The 15002-nt window shown below is 66.5% G+C and carries 12 protein-coding genes and 2 pseudogenes; 9 read left to right on the top strand and 5 right to left on the bottom strand.

Going from position 1 to position 15002, the window contains the following annotated elements; all coding sequences use genetic code 11:
• Window positions 1–38: 38 nt before the first annotated feature.
• A pseudogene (locus tag A5791_RS27645) lies at window positions 39–170 on the top strand (magnesium transporter); the annotation flags it as partial.
• Here A5791_RS27645 and A5791_RS06270 read toward each other — a convergent pair.
• Both A5791_RS06270 and A5791_RS06265 read right to left on the bottom strand, forming a co-directional pair.
• Window positions 169–1199 (bottom strand): annotated as a pseudogene (locus A5791_RS06270) (magnesium transporter MgtE N-terminal domain-containing protein); the annotation flags it as partial. The pseudogenes A5791_RS27645 and A5791_RS06270 overlap by 2 nt on opposite strands.
• 45 nt (window positions 1200–1244) lie before the next feature.
• A complete protein-coding gene (locus tag A5791_RS06265) occupies window positions 1245–1796 on the bottom strand; it encodes a DUF4190 domain-containing protein (RefSeq protein WP_067232882.1) in 552 nt (183 codons plus the stop codon).
• Window positions 1797–1958: 162 nt separating this feature from the next.
• Here A5791_RS06265 and A5791_RS06260 point away from each other — a divergent pair, with 162 nt between their 5' ends.
• The 5 genes from A5791_RS06260 to A5791_RS06240 are packed head-to-tail and all read left to right on the top strand — an operon-like array spanning window position 1959 to window position 6792.
• Complete coding sequence (locus A5791_RS06260) at window positions 1959–2480, top strand: general stress protein (RefSeq protein WP_067232879.1); 522 nt, start codon at window positions 1959–1961, stop codon at window positions 2478–2480.
• A 52-nt stretch (window positions 2481–2532) separates the two neighbouring features.
• Window positions 2533–3879 (top strand): extracellular solute-binding protein, encoded by a 1347-nt coding sequence (locus A5791_RS06255; RefSeq protein WP_067232891.1) that lies wholly within the window; start codon window positions 2533–2535, stop codon window positions 3877–3879.
• Window positions 3876–4757, top strand: coding sequence for a carbohydrate ABC transporter permease (locus A5791_RS06250; RefSeq protein WP_067232873.1), 882 nt, complete (start codon window positions 3876–3878; stop codon window positions 4755–4757). The genes A5791_RS06255 and A5791_RS06250 overlap by 4 nt, the downstream gene beginning before the upstream one ends.
• A complete protein-coding gene (locus A5791_RS06245; protein WP_067232870.1) occupies window positions 4758–5591 on the top strand; it encodes a carbohydrate ABC transporter permease in 834 nt (277 codons plus the stop codon).
• Window positions 5592–5595: 4 nt separating this feature from the next.
• Window positions 5596–6792 carry an ABC transporter ATP-binding protein gene (locus A5791_RS06240; RefSeq protein ID WP_067232867.1) on the top strand — a complete coding sequence of 399 codons (1197 nt, stop codon included), beginning with the start codon at window positions 5596–5598 and terminating at the stop codon, window positions 6790–6792.
• On the opposite strand, the gene corA is transcribed toward A5791_RS06240, so the two are convergent.
• The gene (gene corA / locus A5791_RS06235; protein WP_067232865.1) at window positions 6764–7867 is read right to left on the bottom strand and encodes a magnesium/cobalt transporter CorA; all 1104 of its coding nucleotides are present in this window, start codon (window positions 7865–7867) and stop codon (window positions 6764–6766) included. The genes A5791_RS06240 and corA overlap by 29 nt on opposite strands.
• A 197-nt stretch (window positions 7868–8064) precedes the next feature.
• Here corA and A5791_RS06230 point away from each other — a divergent pair, with 197 nt between their 5' ends.
• From A5791_RS06230 to A5791_RS06220, 3 genes are all read left to right on the top strand, one after another.
• Window positions 8065–9054, top strand: a complete 990-nt coding sequence (locus A5791_RS06230; protein WP_067232863.1) for a malate dehydrogenase — start codon at window positions 8065–8067, stop codon at window positions 9052–9054.
• Window positions 9055–9130: 76 nt separating this feature from the next.
• Window positions 9131–10309: an NADP-dependent malic enzyme gene (locus A5791_RS06225; protein WP_156661036.1), complete on the top strand. Its 1179-nt coding sequence runs from the start codon at window positions 9131–9133 to the stop codon at window positions 10307–10309.
• Between the two features lie 11 nt (window positions 10310–10320).
• Entirely contained in the window at window positions 10321–11166 is an 846-nt protein-coding gene (locus A5791_RS06220; protein ID WP_067232860.1) for a glycine betaine ABC transporter substrate-binding protein, read from the top strand.
• A gap of 129 nt (window positions 11167–11295) precedes the next feature.
• Here the strand turns inward: A5791_RS06220 and A5791_RS06215 are convergent, their stop codons facing one another.
• Together A5791_RS06215 and A5791_RS06210 are read right to left on the bottom strand one after the other, a co-directional pair.
• Window positions 11296–12129 carry an SDR family oxidoreductase gene (locus A5791_RS06215; RefSeq protein WP_067232885.1) on the bottom strand — a complete coding sequence of 278 codons (834 nt, stop codon included), beginning with the start codon at window positions 12127–12129 and terminating at the stop codon, window positions 11296–11298.
• Window positions 12130–12219: 90 nt separating this feature from the next.
• A partial coding sequence (locus A5791_RS06210) for a multifunctional oxoglutarate decarboxylase/oxoglutarate dehydrogenase thiamine pyrophosphate-binding subunit/dihydrolipoyllysine-residue succinyltransferase subunit (RefSeq protein ID WP_067232857.1) occupies window positions 12220–15002 on the bottom strand: 2783 nt, incomplete at its 5' end.

The following is a 15002-nucleotide window of genomic DNA, read 5'->3' as shown; positions in this document are numbered from 1 at the left end:
AGCCCAACGCCACCCCCACCGGCCGCTACCTGGGCTGCGTGCCGCTACAGCGGCTACTGCGTGAAGCGCCGGCCGAGCTGATCGGCGGAATCGTCGACACCGACCTGCTCACCTTGACGCCGGAGACCCCGTTGGCCTCGGTCACCCGCTACTTCGCCGCCTACAACCTGGTGTGCGGGCCGGTGGTCGACGACCAGAACCATTTGTTGGGCGCGGTCACCGTGGACGACAAGCGCGGGGGTCAGGTCGGGGTCGCGGGCCCGGGCCAGCGCCTCGGCAACCGCGGTGTCGGGGGTCAGCACCACCGGGTCGGAGGTCATCAGGCCGCCGGCGGTGTCGGGGGAGTGCGTCAGCAGCCGTCGCACCGGGTCGGACTCGTCGGGATCCATTCGGGTGAGCAGCATCTCGGCGTCGGTCGGGGTGAGCACGCCGAGCAGGTCGGCGGCGTCGTCGGGGTCCATCGCCTCGAGCACGTCGGCGGAACGGTCGGTGCCCAGGTGCGACAACACTTCGGCCTGATCCAGCTCCGGTAGCTCCTGCAGGATGTCGGCCAACCGTTCGTCGTCAAGCGCCCGGAACACTTCGTAGCGCCGCTTCGGGGGAAGCCCGCGGATGGTGTCGGCGACGTCGACGGCCTTGCGTCCCTCGAACTGGTCCAGCAGCTCTGCCACCCCCTGATCCGGCATCGCCAGCGCCGACGGCGTCAGGCCCTGCACGTTGTGCCAGTCGACGACGTGTACAGGCCCGCGCCGCCCCAGCCGGCGGTGGCTGCGGACGGCGACTCGGGTCACCATCCAGTCGCGGGTCCGGGTCTGCTCGATGCCGAGGTCGGTGATCACCACTTGACCTTGGGAGCCCTTGACCAGTTCCGGCAGGTCAGGATCGTTGACCTTGACCGGTGTGTCCAGAATTTGGCCCATCGCCAGCGCCTCGCCGGGCCGCTGCTCAAAGCGGCGCAGCGACACGTTGCCGGTGGTGAGCGTCACCGCGTTGGGCTCGATCGCGGCGACTCGCAGGATCGGTATGAAGATGCTGCGGCGGGTGGCCAAATCGACCACCAGCCCGAGGACGCGCGGTTGCTGGCGGACGATGCTGATACTGATCACGACGTCGCGGACGCGTCCGAACGATTCGCCGAGTGGACCCAGCACCAACATCCGCGCAAGTCGCGCGACGTACACCCTGTTGACCGATCCCATGGGGAAAGCCTAAGCAGGTGCTGCCTGGACGGCAGCTGTGCGGTGTCAGTGCGTGCCGGCGATGATGGCGAAGAAGACCACGATCGCGATCAAGCCAGCCGCAATCGCGAAGCCTCCGACTGCGATCCCGGCGATGGCCATCCCGCGGCCCGGCTGGTTGGTCTGCTTGATCTGATTCAGCGCGACGATCCCGAGCACGACGCCGACGATCGGCAACAAAATGCCGACCCAGCAGAACAGCGTCAGGGGAATGCCGAGTATCAGCCCGGTGACCGACGTGATCAGAGAGGCGATCGCCAGCCCGTTGTTCCCGGATGACGGCGCCGGATATCCCGGCTGGTACGGGGGGTAAGCGCCCGGGTATGGCGCCGCGCCGGGATAGCCGGGAGGGCCGCCCTGAACGGGCTGGTAGCCGTAACCCGGCGGCTGGTAGCCAGGTGGATTCGGCGGATAACCGGGGTAACTGGGCGGCGGGTAGTTCGTGTGCGGATAGTCGACTGGAGGTGGCTCCAAGGGAGCACTCCAGGGTGTCGGCGCAGCCCGGGTGGCGTCATCGTCGTGGCCGCTGTGGCCATACCCGCCGCCGGGACCCGTCATGGGATCAACCTAACCCATGCGGGCGGGGCAGGTACGCCGTCGACCAAGCGCGATTCGGCGATTCGCCGGGTCGGTCCGACGGCGAGATGTCGCGTTGGCGTGGAACTCGCTGGAGGTGGAACGATGGCCGGTGGAGATTGGGACAGAGGAGAATGTGGAACGATGACTAGTCCTTTCCAGCCTGGACAAGTTCCCGGCGCGACGCCCGGCGCTGCGGCTGGGGCCCGTGGTGTGCCCGGGCTGCCGACACCGCCGAGAGGCTGGCCGGTTGGGTCGTATCCCACCTACGCGGAGGCGCAGCGCGCTGTCGACTACCTGTCCGACCAGGATTTCCCGGTTCAGCAGGTGACCATTGTCGGCGTCGACTTGATGCAGGTGGAGCGGGTCACCGGGCGGCTGACGTGGCCCAAGGTGCTCGGCGGTGGCGTGCTCAGCGGCGCCTGGCTCGGCCTGTTCATCGGCATGGTGTTGATCGTCTTCACCAACAACTGGGCCGTACTACCCACCGGGGTGGTCGCCGGGGTGTTCTTCGGTTTGATCACATCCGCGGTTCCCTACGCAATGGCGCGCGGCACCAGGGATTTCAGCTCGACCATGCAGTTGGTGGCGGGCCGTTACGACGTCCTCTGCGATCCACAGAACGCGGAGAAGGCCCGGGACCTGCTGGCGCGCCTGGCGATCTGACGTGAGCCGCAGGCGGTTGGCGGCCGCCGTTGTGGCCGCCCTGATCGCCGCGATGCTGGTGCCGAGTTGTGGCTCCGGAGGTTCGGGGCTGGTCATCAGTTTGTACACGCCCGCCACCGACGCCGCGACGTTCACCGCGGTTGCCCAGCGCTGCAACGAGCAGTTCGGCGGACGCTTCACCATCCAGCACATCAGCCTGCCCAGGTCTCCCGACGTGCAACGACTTCAGTTGGCCCGGCGGCTCACCGGCAACGATCGGACGCTGGACGTGATGGCGATGGACGTGGTGTGGACCGCGGAGTTCGCCGAGGCGGGCTGGGCGCTGCCGCTGTCCGCCGATCCGGCCGGGCTGGCCGAGGCCGACGCCACCGACGACACCCTGCCCGGCCCGCTGCAGACCGCTCGGTGGAAGCACAAGCTTTATGGCGCGCCCGTCACCACCAACACCCAATTGCTTTGGTACCGGGCTGATTTGATAGACCGCCCACCGGAGAACTGGACCGGCATGGTGGCCGAGGCGACGAGGTTGCACGACGCGGGCGGGCCCAGTTGGATCGCCGTTCAGGCCAACGAGGGGGAAGGGCTGGTGGTGTGGTTCAACACAGTGCTGGCCAGCGCCGGGGGCCGGGTTCTCTCCGACGACGGCCGCCACGTCACCCTGACCGACACTCCCGGGCACCGCGCCGCCACCGTCGCCGCGTTGCGCATCCTGAAGGCGGTGGCCACCGCGCCCGGCGCCGACCCGTCGATCACCCGTACCGACGGCGGCACCGCGCGGTTGGCGGTAGAGCAGGGCAAGGCCGCGCTGGAGGTCAACTGGCCGTACGTGCTGGCTTCCATGCTGGAGAACGCGGTGAAGGGTGGTGTGGTCTTCCTGCCGCTCGACAAGCTTCCCGAGTTGGCCGGCAGCGTCGACAACGCCGGAACATTTGTACCGTCGGGCGAGCAGTTCCGCATCGCCTATGAGGCCGCTCGCAAGGTGTTCGGGTTCGCGCCCTACCCGGCAGTGGCGCCGGGCCAGCCGGCCAAGGTGACGATCGGCGGGTTGAACCTGACCGTGGCCCGCACCACCCGGCACAGGGCCGAAGCCTTCGAGGCCGTCAGATGCCTGCGCAACGCGGTCAACCAGAAGTACATCTCGATCGGAGGAGGTCTGCCGGCGGTGCGCGCATCGCTGTACTCCGACCCGCAGTTCCAGGCGAAATATCCGATGTACGACATCATCCGACAGCAGCTCACCGACGCGGCCGTGCGCCCGGCGACGCCGGTCTATCAAGCGGTGTCCATCCGGCTTTCGTCGGCGCTGAGTCCCGTCACCGCGATCGATCCGCAGCGGACCGCCGACCAACTCACCGTGGAAGTGCAGAAGGCCATCGACGGCAAGGGGCTGTTGCCTTGAGAGGCAGCGCGGATCGGCGGCTGGCGTTCCTGCTGATCGCACCCGCGGCCACCCTGATGCTGGCGGTGACGGCGTATCCGATCGGCTACGCGATGTGGCTGAGCCTGCAGCGCAACAACCTAGCCACGCCCAACGACACCGCGTTCATCGGCCTGCGCAACTACCAGGAGATCCTGACCGACCGCTATTGGTGGACCGCGCTCGCGGTGACGCTGGCGATCACGGCGGTTTCGGTGTCGATCGAGTTCGCGGTGGGGCTGGCGCTGGCGCTGGTGATGCACCGCACCCTGGTCGGCAAGGGCGTCGTGCGCACCGCGGTGCTCATCCCGTACGGGATCGTGACCGTGGCCGCGTCGTACAGCTGGTACTACGCCTGGACGCCGGGCACCGGATATCTGGCCAACCTGCTGCCACACGGGAGTGCGCCGCTCACCGAACAGATCCCGTCGCTGGGCATCGTGGTCCTCGCCGAAGTCTGGAAGACCACTCCGTTCATGTCGCTGTTGCTGCTCGCCGGATTGGCGCTGGTGCCAGAGGATTTGCTGAAAGCGGCTCAGGTCGACGGCGCGGGTGCCTGGCGGCGGCTGACGAAGATCACCATGCCGATCATCAAGCCGGCAGTCATGGTCGCGCTGTTGTTCCGGACGCTGGACGCCTTTCGCATCTTCGACAACATCTACGTGCTGACCTCAGGTGACAACAACACCGGGTCGGTGTCGATTCTGGGCTACGACAACCTGTTCAAGGGTTTCAATGTGGGCCTCGGCTCGGCGATCAGCGTGCTGATCTTCTTGTGCGTGGGCATCATCGCGCTCGCGTTCATCAAGCTCTTCGGCGTGCATCAGATTGCATCCGCGCCCGGATCCGAGGGGCCCTAGATGGGCACTGAACATGCCCGGCGAGCCGCCTCCTGGGCCGTCGTCGACAGCTTGGTCGTGGTGTATGCGTTGCTTCCCGTGCTGTGGATTCTGAGCCTCTCGCTCAAGCCGACGTCAACGGTCAAGGACGGCAAGCTGATTCCGTCGTCGGTGACGTTGGACAACTACCGTGGCATCTTTCGCGGCGAGTTCTTCAGCTCGGCGCTGGTGAACTCCGTCGGAATCGGGCTGACCACCACCGCGATCGCGGTCGCGCTCGGCGCGATGGCGGCCTACGCGATCGCCCGCCTACAGTTTCCGGGCAAGCGGCTGCTGATCGGTATGACGTTGATGATCACCATGTTTCCGGCGATCTCGTTGGTGACGCCGCTGTTCAACATCGAACGCTTTGCCGGCCTCTTCGACACCTGGGCGGGACTGATCCTGCCGTACATCACTTTCGCACTGCCGCTTGCCATTTACACGCTCTCGGCGTTCTTCCGGGAGATCCCCTGGGACTTGGAAAAAGCCGCCAAGATGGACGGCGCCACCGCGGGCCAGGCCTTCCGTAAGGTGATCGTTCCACTGGCGGCTCCGGGTCTGGTGACCGCGGCGATCCTGGTGTTCATCTTCGCCTGGAACGACCTGCTGCTTGCGCTGTCGCTGACGGCCACCAAGGCGGCGATCACCGCGCCGGTGGCGATCGCGAACTTCACCGGCAGTTCGCAATTCGAGGAGCCGACGGGGTCGATCGCGGCCGGCGCGATGGTGATCACCGTGCCGATCATCGTGTTTGTTTTAATCTTCCAACGACGGATTGTCGCCGGGTTGACCTCTGGCGCTGTGAAGGGATAGCGCGATGGCCGAGATTGTGCTGGATCACGTCAGCAAGAGCTACCCCGACGGTCAAACGGCGGTGCACGATCTCAACCTCACCATCGCCGACGGCGAATTCCTGATCCTGGTCGGGCCGTCCGGCTGCGGCAAGACCACGACGTTGAATATGATTGCCGGGCTTGAGGATATCTCGTCGGGGGAGCTGCGCATCGGTGGTGAGCGGGTCAACGAGAAGGCGCCCAAGGACCGCGATATCGCAATGGTGTTCCAGTCGTATGCGTTGTATCCGCATATGACGGTGCGGCAGAACATCGCCTTTCCGTTGACACTGGCGAAGATGAAGAAAGCCGAAATTGCGCAGAAGGTCGAGGAGACGGCGAAAATCCTTGACCTGACCGGGCTTTTGGACCGCAAGCCGTCGCAGCTGTCTGGTGGGCAGCGGCAGCGGGTTGCGATGGGCCGGGCAATCGTGCGTCACCCCAAGGCGTTTCTGATGGACGAGCCGCTGTCCAACCTGGACGCCAAACTGCGGGTGCAGATGCGCGGCGAGATCGCCCGGTTGCAGAAGCGGCTGGGCACCACCACCGTCTACGTCACTCACGACCAGACCGAGGCCATGACGCTGGGCGACCGGGTGGTGGTGATGCACGGTGGGGTGGCACAGCAGATCGGTACGCCCACCGAGCTTTACGAGCATCCTGCCAACCTGTTCGTCGCGGGGTTCATCGGCTCGCCGGCGATGAACTTCTTTCCCGCCACGTCGACCCCGGCGGGGTTGCGGTTGCCGTTCGGCGAGGTGATGCCGGCACCGGAAGTTCAAGAGGTGGTCGCGAGCCGCGAGGGCATCATCGTCGGAGTGCGCCCCGAGCACATTCAGGATGCGGCGTTGATCGACGGCTACCAGCGCATCAAGGCGCTGGTCTTCGAGGTCACGGTGGATTTGGTCGAATCTCTGGGCGCCGACAAGTATGTGTACTTCACCACCGCGGGTTGCGACGTGCACTCAGCGCAACTGGATGAGCTCGACGCCGAGTCGGAAGCGCACGAAAAGCATTTTGCGGCACGGGTTCCCGCCGAGTCGAAGGCCGCCATAGGCCAGTCGATCGAGCTGGCTCTTGATCCCGCCAAACTGGCCGTCTTCGACGCCGGCTCCGGGGCCAACCTGACCCTCCCGCGTCAGCCCGGCAGGCCTACAGCCAACCGCGCTTCCGGAAGCTGAAGTACAGAAAAATGCAGATCAGCACCATCACGGTGATGACCATCGGGTAGCCCCACTTCTCGTTCAGCTCGGGCATGTCGTGGAAGTTCATGCCGTAGATCCCGGCGACCATGGTGGGCACGGCGATGATACCGGCCCACGCCGAGATCTTGCGCATATCGCTGTTCTGCTGCATGCCGACTCGCGCCAGCGCGGCCTGCACCAGCGTGTTGAGCATGTCGTCGTACGCGGCGATGTGATCGGCGGCCTCGGTCTGGTGGTCGGCGACGTCGCGCAGATAGCGCCGAACCTCTTTGGAGATCAGGTCTTTGTTCTCGGTCTGGATGCGCTGAAATGCGACCGACAGCGGGCTCACGCAGCGTCGTAGTTCGACGACCTCACGCTTGAGCAGGTAGATCGGTTCCACGTCGACGTTGCGGGCCGGGGCGAAAGCCACTTCCTCGGCGCTGTCGACGTCGAACTCCATCAGGTTGGTCACTTCCACGTAGTGGTCCACCACATAGTCGGCGATGGCGTGCATCACCGCATACGGGCCCAACCGAAGGTGGTCGGGGTCGGCGTCCATCCGCTTGCGCACGTCGGCCAGTCCGCCGTGTTCACCGTGCCGGACCGTGATCACGAAGTCCTTGCCGACGAAGATCATGATCTCGCCGGTTTCCACGATCTCGCGCGCCAGCACCACCGACTCGTGCGGAACGTAGTTGACGGTCTTCAGCACCAGGAACAGCGTTTCGTCGTACCGCTCCAGCTTGGGTCGCTGGTGGGCATGCACTGCGTCTTCGACGGCCAACGGGTGCAGACCGAAGACGTCCGCCACCTCCTGCATGTGGCTCTGGTCGGGCTCGTGCAAGCCGATCCAGACGAAGGCGCCCTGCCCGGTCAGCTGAATCTCGCGCACGGTGGTCAGGGCCTGGGCGTAGCTGTATTTGCCGGGCTGTCGCCGGCCCTCGATGTAGACGCCGCAGTCGACCAGCGGCTGGGCGGGTCTGGCGTTGGCGTGAACGTGCGGCGCGAAACCGCGGGACCTGGCGACTGGTCTCAGCGCTTCCGGCAGCGCGTCAAAGCCTGGGAACACGTCGACCTCCGATCGCTGGGCTGAGTCCGGGCAGGCAGTATCAGCACGGTCTGACCGAGCGGTGCTTCATGGTACGCGCCGTGGCGTAAAGCAACCTGGCAAAATTGCCGGACCGATCCTGCAGGCAATTGAGTGCTGGCAGTGCGCTAGTTTCGACGCGAACAAGCAGACCGAATTCTCCTAAGGAGCATCCCGAAGTGAGCGCAACTTCTCTGAAGGTCGCCGTCACCGGCGCCGCCGGCCAGATCGGCTACAGCCTGTTGTTCCGCCTGGCCAGCGGCTCGCTGCTGGGCCCGGACCGCCCGATCGAGCTGCGCCTGCTCGAGATCGAGCCCGCGCTCAAGGCGCTGGAGGGCGTCGTCATGGAACTCGACGACTGCGCGTTCCCGCTACTGGCCAACGTCGAGATCGGGGCGGACGCCAACAAGATCTTCGACGGCGTGAACCTGGCCCTGCTCGTCGGAGCGCGGCCACGTACCAAGGGTATGGAGCGCGGCGACCTGCTCGAGGCCAACGGCGCGATCTTCACCGCGCAGGGCAAGGCCCTCAACTCCGTCGCCGCCGACGACGTCCGGATCGGTGTGACCGGCAACCCGGCCAACACGAACGCGCTGATCGCGATGACCAACGCCCCGGACATCCCCAAGGAGCGGTTCTCTGCGCTCACCCGCCTGGACCACAACCGCGCGATCAGCCAGCTGGCCCGCAAGACCGGCGCCAAGGTCACCGACATCAAGAAGATGACGATCTGGGGCAACCACTCGGCCACCCAGTACCCCGACATCTTCCACGCCGAGGTCGGCGGCAAGAACGCGGCCGAGGTGGTCAACGACCAGGCCTGGATCGAGAACGACTTCATCCCGACGGTCGCCAAGCGGGGCGCTGCGATCATCGACGCGCGCGGCGCCTCCTCGGCCGCCTCGGCCGCGTCGGCGACCACCGACGCCGCGCGGGACTGGCTGCTCGGCAGCCCGCAGGGCGACTGGGTCTCGATGGCTGTCGTCTCCGACGGCTCCTACGGCGTTCCGGAGGGCCTGATCTCGTCGTTCCCGGTCACCACGAAGGACGGCAACTGGACGATCGTGCAGGGCCTCGACATCGACGACTTCTCCCGCGAGCGGATCGACCAGTCGACCGCCGAACTGGCCGACGAGCGCAACGCGGTCACCGAACTGGGTCTGATCTGACCGCGTGACGTGGGGTGATCGCGACGCAGTGACAGCGATTCCGCCACTCGATGATCGGCTGAGTACTGTAGGGGCCGTGTCGGAGAAGCCAGCAAATCCCCAGGTCGTCGTGACGGACGAGGAGATCTTCGAGGCACACGTAGGCGGGAAGCTTTCGGTAGCGCTGAAGGCTCCGCTGGACACCCAGCGCGCGCTGTCGATCGCCTACACCCCGGGTGTGGCGCAGGTCTGTCGCGCGATCGCCGCGGATCAGACCCTGGCGACGCGCTACACGTGGTCGAACCGCCTGGTGGCCGTCGTCAGCGACGGCAGCGCAGTCCTCGGCCTCGGCGACATCGGGGCGGCGGCGGCCCTGCCGGTGATGGAGGGCAAGAGCGCGCTGTTCAAGGCGTACGGCGGGCTTGACTCGATTCCGATCGTCCTGGACACCAAGGACCCCGACGAGATCATCGAGACCCTGGTGCGGCTGCGGCCGACGTTCGGCGCGGTCAGTCTCGAGGACATCTCCGCCCCGCGCTGCTTCGACATCGAGCGCCGCGCGGTGGAGGCGCTGGACTGCCCCGTGATGCACGACGACCAGCACGGCACGGCCATTGTCGTGCTGGCGGCGCTGATGGGCGCCACCAAGTTGCTAGGGCGCGACATGAGCTCGCTGCGGGTGGTGGTTTCCGGGGCCGGGGCCGCCGGCATCGCATGCTCGAATCTGCTTCTCGCGATGGGGATTTCGGACATCACCGTGCTCGACTCGCGTGGCATCCTGCATGCTGGGCGCGACGACATGAACAGCGTCAAGTACGACCTGGCGAGCCGCAGCAATCCCCGTCGCCTCACCGGCGGCATGGTGGAAGCGCTGGATGGCGCCGACGTGTTTCTCGGGGTGTCGGCGGGCGTGGTGCCCGAGGAGTTGATCGCCAGCATGGCGCCGGGAGGGGTGGTGTTCGCGCTGTCCAACCCGGACCCGGAGATTCACCCCGACGTGGCGGCCAAGCACGCGGCAGTGGTGGCCACCGGACGCAGTGACTTCCCGAACCAGATCAACAATGTGCTCTCGTTCCCCGGTGTGTTCCGCGGGGCGCTGGATGCCGGAGCGCGAAAGATCACCGAAAAGATGATGGTGGCAGCCGCCGAGGCAATCTTCTCCGTGGTGAGCGACGACCTCGCGCCCGACCGCATCGTCCCCAGCCCCCTGGACCTCCGCGTCGGGGAGGCGGTGGCCAAGGCGGTGGCCGGAGCCGCCGAGACATCAGACGCCTGAGGCGCCTGCGTGTGAGAGGCGGCAGACTGGCGGGGCTGCTGGCGCTTGTGTTGGCGCTGTCGGTGCCCGGCTGCACCGACGGCAACCGCCATTCCGCGCCAGACGTGCTGGTGGGCGCTTCGCCCGACTCCGAGTCGAGGCTGCTGGCCGACGTCTACGTTTCGGCCCTGCGGTCATACGGCTTTGCGGCACGCTCCGAAACCGACGACGACCCGATGGCAAAACTGGATTCGGGCGCGTTCACCGTGGTCCCAGCCCTCACCGGAAGGGTGTTGCAGCGACTGAAGCCCGGCGTAGCGGTGACGTCCGCCAGCCAGGTCTATCGCGCGATGATCGCCATGCTGCCCGAGGGCGTCGTCGCGGGCGACTACACCACCTCCGCGGAGGACAAACCCGCGCTGGTGGTGACCCCAGCCTGGGGCGGCAAGGAGCTGTCCGCGTTGGCGGGCCGTTGCGACGGGCTGGTCGTCGGAATCCGCGCAGGCTCCCGCGCGCCGTCGTGGGTCGGAACATGCCGGATGCCCGCCCCCCGCGAATTCCTGGGTGTTGCGGAGATGTGGGCAGCCCTGCGGGCGGGGGAGCTGACCGCGGCATGGAGCACGACCGCGGATCCCGACATTCCCGCCGACCTGGTTGTTCTGACGGACGCCAAGCCGCCGCTGATCCAGGCGGAGAACGTGGTACCGCTGTATCGCCGCAATGCGCTGACCGATCGGCAGGTGCTCGCGCTCAACGAAGTGGCCGGCGTGCTGGATACCGCGGCCCTGACCGAGATGCGCCGCCGGGTGGCCGGCGGCGCCGATCCGCAAGCGGTGGCCGACGGATGGATGGGCGAACACCCGCTGGGCCGAAGCTAGCGGGTTATGTAGGTCGCCGAGACTGCGCTGATGGCATCGAGCCTGCGTACAGGGCGCGGTTTCGCCCCGAAACCGCGCCCTCCCCGCAGTCTCGATGAATACCTGCGCGTCGCGAGGCCGAGCCGCGACTCAGGGGCGCAAAGTCGGCATCAACCGGCCCACGACGGGCCCGAACAGCCGCGGGTAAGCCGGGCCGGCCATCCGCACCAGCGCATCCAAGACCTTGGCGTCCACGCCGACCAGCACCCTGGCCTTGTTCTTGCGCACCGCGTCCATGATGGTCCGGGCGGCGGACTCGGGGCTGGTGTGGGCCAGCCGCTTGTCGAACAGCTTTGCCAGTTGCTCCGGGTCGAGTCCCTCGACGGCGGTGGCGTTGCGGGCGATCGCGGTCTTGATGCCGCCGGGGTGGACCGTGGTCACTCCTACCGGGTGGCGCGCCGCGATCATCTCCTGTCGCAGCGCCTCGGTGAAGCCGCGGACGGCGAACTTGGCCGAGTTGTACGCCGCTTGACCGGGAACGGCGAACAACCCGAAGACACTCGAGACGTTGATGACGTGGCCGTCGCCGGAGGCGATCAGGTGCGGAAGAAATGCTTTGGTGCCGTTGACGACGCCCCAGAAGTCGACGTCCATCACCCGTTCGATGTCCTTGAACTGGCTGGCTTCGACGTCACCGGTGAAGGCGATGCCTGCGTTGTTGTAGATCTGGTTGACCTTGCCGAAGTGCTCTTTGACCGCGTCGGCGTACAGCAGGAAGGCCTCGCGTTCGGTGACGTCGAGTCGGTCCGCCTTGACCGATGCGCCGATGGCCTTCAGGTCCTCCTCGGTCTGCCGCAGGCCTTCGGTGTCGACGTCGCTGATGGCGACCTTGGCGCCGGACCGGGCCAGTTCAACGGCCAGCGCCTGGCCGATACCCGAGCCGGCGCCGGTGACCACGGCGACTTTCCCGGCGAACCCTTGCATGTATGCCCTCACTTCCTCGCTGCGCGAGCGTGCGCGTTTGTACGCCGACACGCCGATATCGCTGACACTTTACGCACGCTCGCGGGCGAGCTAGGCGAAGGCGGTGTCCAGGATCTCCTGCTGCTCGACGGCGTGCACCTTCGACGAACCCGACGACGGCGCCGACATGGCCCGGCGGGAGATGCGCTTGAGCCCGCTGAGCTTGTCCGGCAGCAGCTCGGGCAACTCCAGACCGAACCGCGGCCACGCGCCCTGATTGGCCGGCTCTTCCTGCACCCAGAAGAACTGCCTGGCGTTCTCGTAGCGGTCCAGCGTCTCGCCGAGCCGCCGCTTGGGCAGCGGAGCCAACTGCTCGATCCGCACGATCGCGACATCCTCGCGGTTGTCCTTGGCCTTGCGAGCGGCCAACTCGTAGTAGAGCTTGCCGCTGGTCAGCAGGATCCGGCTTACCTTGCTGCGGTCGCCGATGCCGTCCTCGTAGGTGGGCTCCTCGAGCACCGAGCGGAACTTGATCTCGGTGAAGTCCTTGATGTCGCTGACCGCGGCCTTGTTGCGCAGCATGGACTTCGGCGTGAAGACGATCAGCGGGCGTCGCACGCCGTCCAGCGCGTGCCGTCGCAGCAGGTGGAAGTAGTTGGACGGAGTCGACGGCACCGCGATCGTCATCGACCCCTCCGCCCACAGCTGCAGGAAGCGTTCGATCCGGCCGGACGTGTGGTCGGGCCCCTGCCCCTCGTGCCCGTGCGGCAGCAACAGCACCACCGTGGACAGCTGACCCCACTTGGCCTCGCCGGAGCTGATGAACTCGTCGATGATCGACTGCGCGCCGTTGACGAAGTCGCCGAACTGCGCCTCCCACAGCACGACGGCATCCGGATTGCCCACGGTGTAGCCGTACTCGAAGCCGACGGCGGCGTACTCCGACAGCGGCGAGTCGTACACCAGGAACTTGCCGCCGGTGGGCGTGCCGTCCTTATTGGTCGTCAGCAACTGCAGCGGCAGGAACTCCTCGCCGGTGTTGCGGTCGATGATCACCGAGTGCCGCTGCGAGAACGTGCCCCGCTTGGTGTCCTGTCCGGACAGCCGGACCAGCTTGCCCTCGGCGACCAGCGAACCCAGGGCCAGCAGCTCGCCGAACGCCCAGTCGATCTTGCCCTCGTAGGCCATCTCCCGGCGCTTTTCCAGCACCGGCTGCACCCGCGGGTGTGCGGTGAACCCGTCGGGCAGGGCCAGGAAGGCGTCGCCGATGCGGGCCAGCAATGACTTGTCCACCGCGGTGGACAGGCCGGCGGGAAGCATCTGGTCGGACTCCACCGACAGGCTGGGCTTGGCGCCGTGCTTCTCCAGCTCGCGGACCTCGTTGAACACCCGCTCCAGCTGGCCCTGGTAGTCGCGCAGGGCGTCCTCGGCCTCCTTGATCGAGATGTCGCCGCGGCCGATCAGGGACTCGGTGTAGCTCTTGCGGGCCCCGCGCTTCGTGTCGACGACGTCGTACATGTACGGGTTCGTCATCGACGGGTCGTCGCCCTCGTTGTGCCCGCGCCGCCGGTAGCACAGCATGTCGATGACGACGTCCTTGTGGAAGCGCTGCCGGAAGTCCACGGCCAGCCGCGCCACCCAGTCGCACGCCTCCGGATCGTCGCCATTGACGTGGAAGATCGGCGCGCCGATCATCTTGGCGACGTCGGTGCAGTACTCGCTGGAGCGGGAGAACTCCGGCGCGGTGGTGAAGCCGATCTGGTTGTTCACGATGATGTGAATGGTGCCGCCGACGCGATAGCCGGGCAGGTTTGTCAGGTTCAGGGTTTCGGCGACCACGCCCTGGCCGGCGAATGCGGCGTCCCCATGCAGCATCATCGGCACCACCGAGAAGGCTTTTTCGCCCTCGCTGTCGATGGCTCCGTGGTTCAGCAGATCCTGCTTGGCCCGGACCAGACCCTCCAGTACCGGGTCGACGGCCTCCAGGTGCGACGGGTTGGCGGTCAGCGACACCTGAATGTCGTTGTCGCCGAACATCTGCAGGTATACGCCGGTGGCGCCGAGGTGATATTTGACGTCGCCGGAGCCGTGCGCCTGCGACGGGTTCAGGTTGCCTTCGAACTCGGTGAAGATCTGCGAGTACGGCTTGCCGACGATGTTGGCCAGCACGTTGAGCCGGCCGCGGTGCGGCATCCCGATGACCACCTCGTCCAGGCCGTGCTCGGCGCACTGGTCGATCGCCGCGTCCATCATCGGGATCACGCTTTCGGCGCCCTCCAGCGAGAACCGCTTCTGCCCGACGTACTTGGTCTGCAGGAAGGTCTCGAACGCCTCGGCGGCATTGAGCTTGCTCAGGATGTATTTCTGTTGTGCCACAGTCGGTTTGACGTGCTTGGTCTCTACCCGTTGTTCCAGCCACTCCTGCTGCTCGGGGTCGAGGATGTGGGTGTACTCCACGCCGATGTGGCGGCAGTAGGCGTCGCGCAGCAGGCCCAGCACGTCGCGCAGTTTCTTGTACTCGGCACCGGCAAAGCCGTTGACCTTGAACACCCGGTCCAGATCCCACAACGTCAGACCGTGCGTCAGCACCTCGAGGTCGGGGTGGCTGCGGAACCGGGTCTTGTCCAGCCGCAGGGGGTCGATGTCGGCCATCAGGTGCCCGCGGTTGCGGTAGGCGGCGATCAGCTCCATCACCCGGGCGTTCTTGTCGACGATCGAGTCCGGGTTGTCCTTGCTCCAGCGCACCGGCAGATACGGGATGCTGAGCTCGCGGAAGACCTCGTCCCAGAAGCCGTCCGAGAGCAGCATCTCGTGGATGGTGCGCAGGAAGTCACCGGATTCCGCGCCCTGGATGATGCGGTGGTCGTAGGTCGAAGTCAGGGTGATCAGCTTGC

The sequence above is a fragment of the Mycobacterium sp. 852002-51163_SCH5372311 genome, from assembly GCF_001667115.1.
Taxonomy (GTDB): domain Bacteria; phylum Actinomycetota; class Actinomycetes; order Mycobacteriales; family Mycobacteriaceae; genus Mycobacterium.
This window is presented reverse-complemented; position numbering and strand designations above follow the sequence as displayed.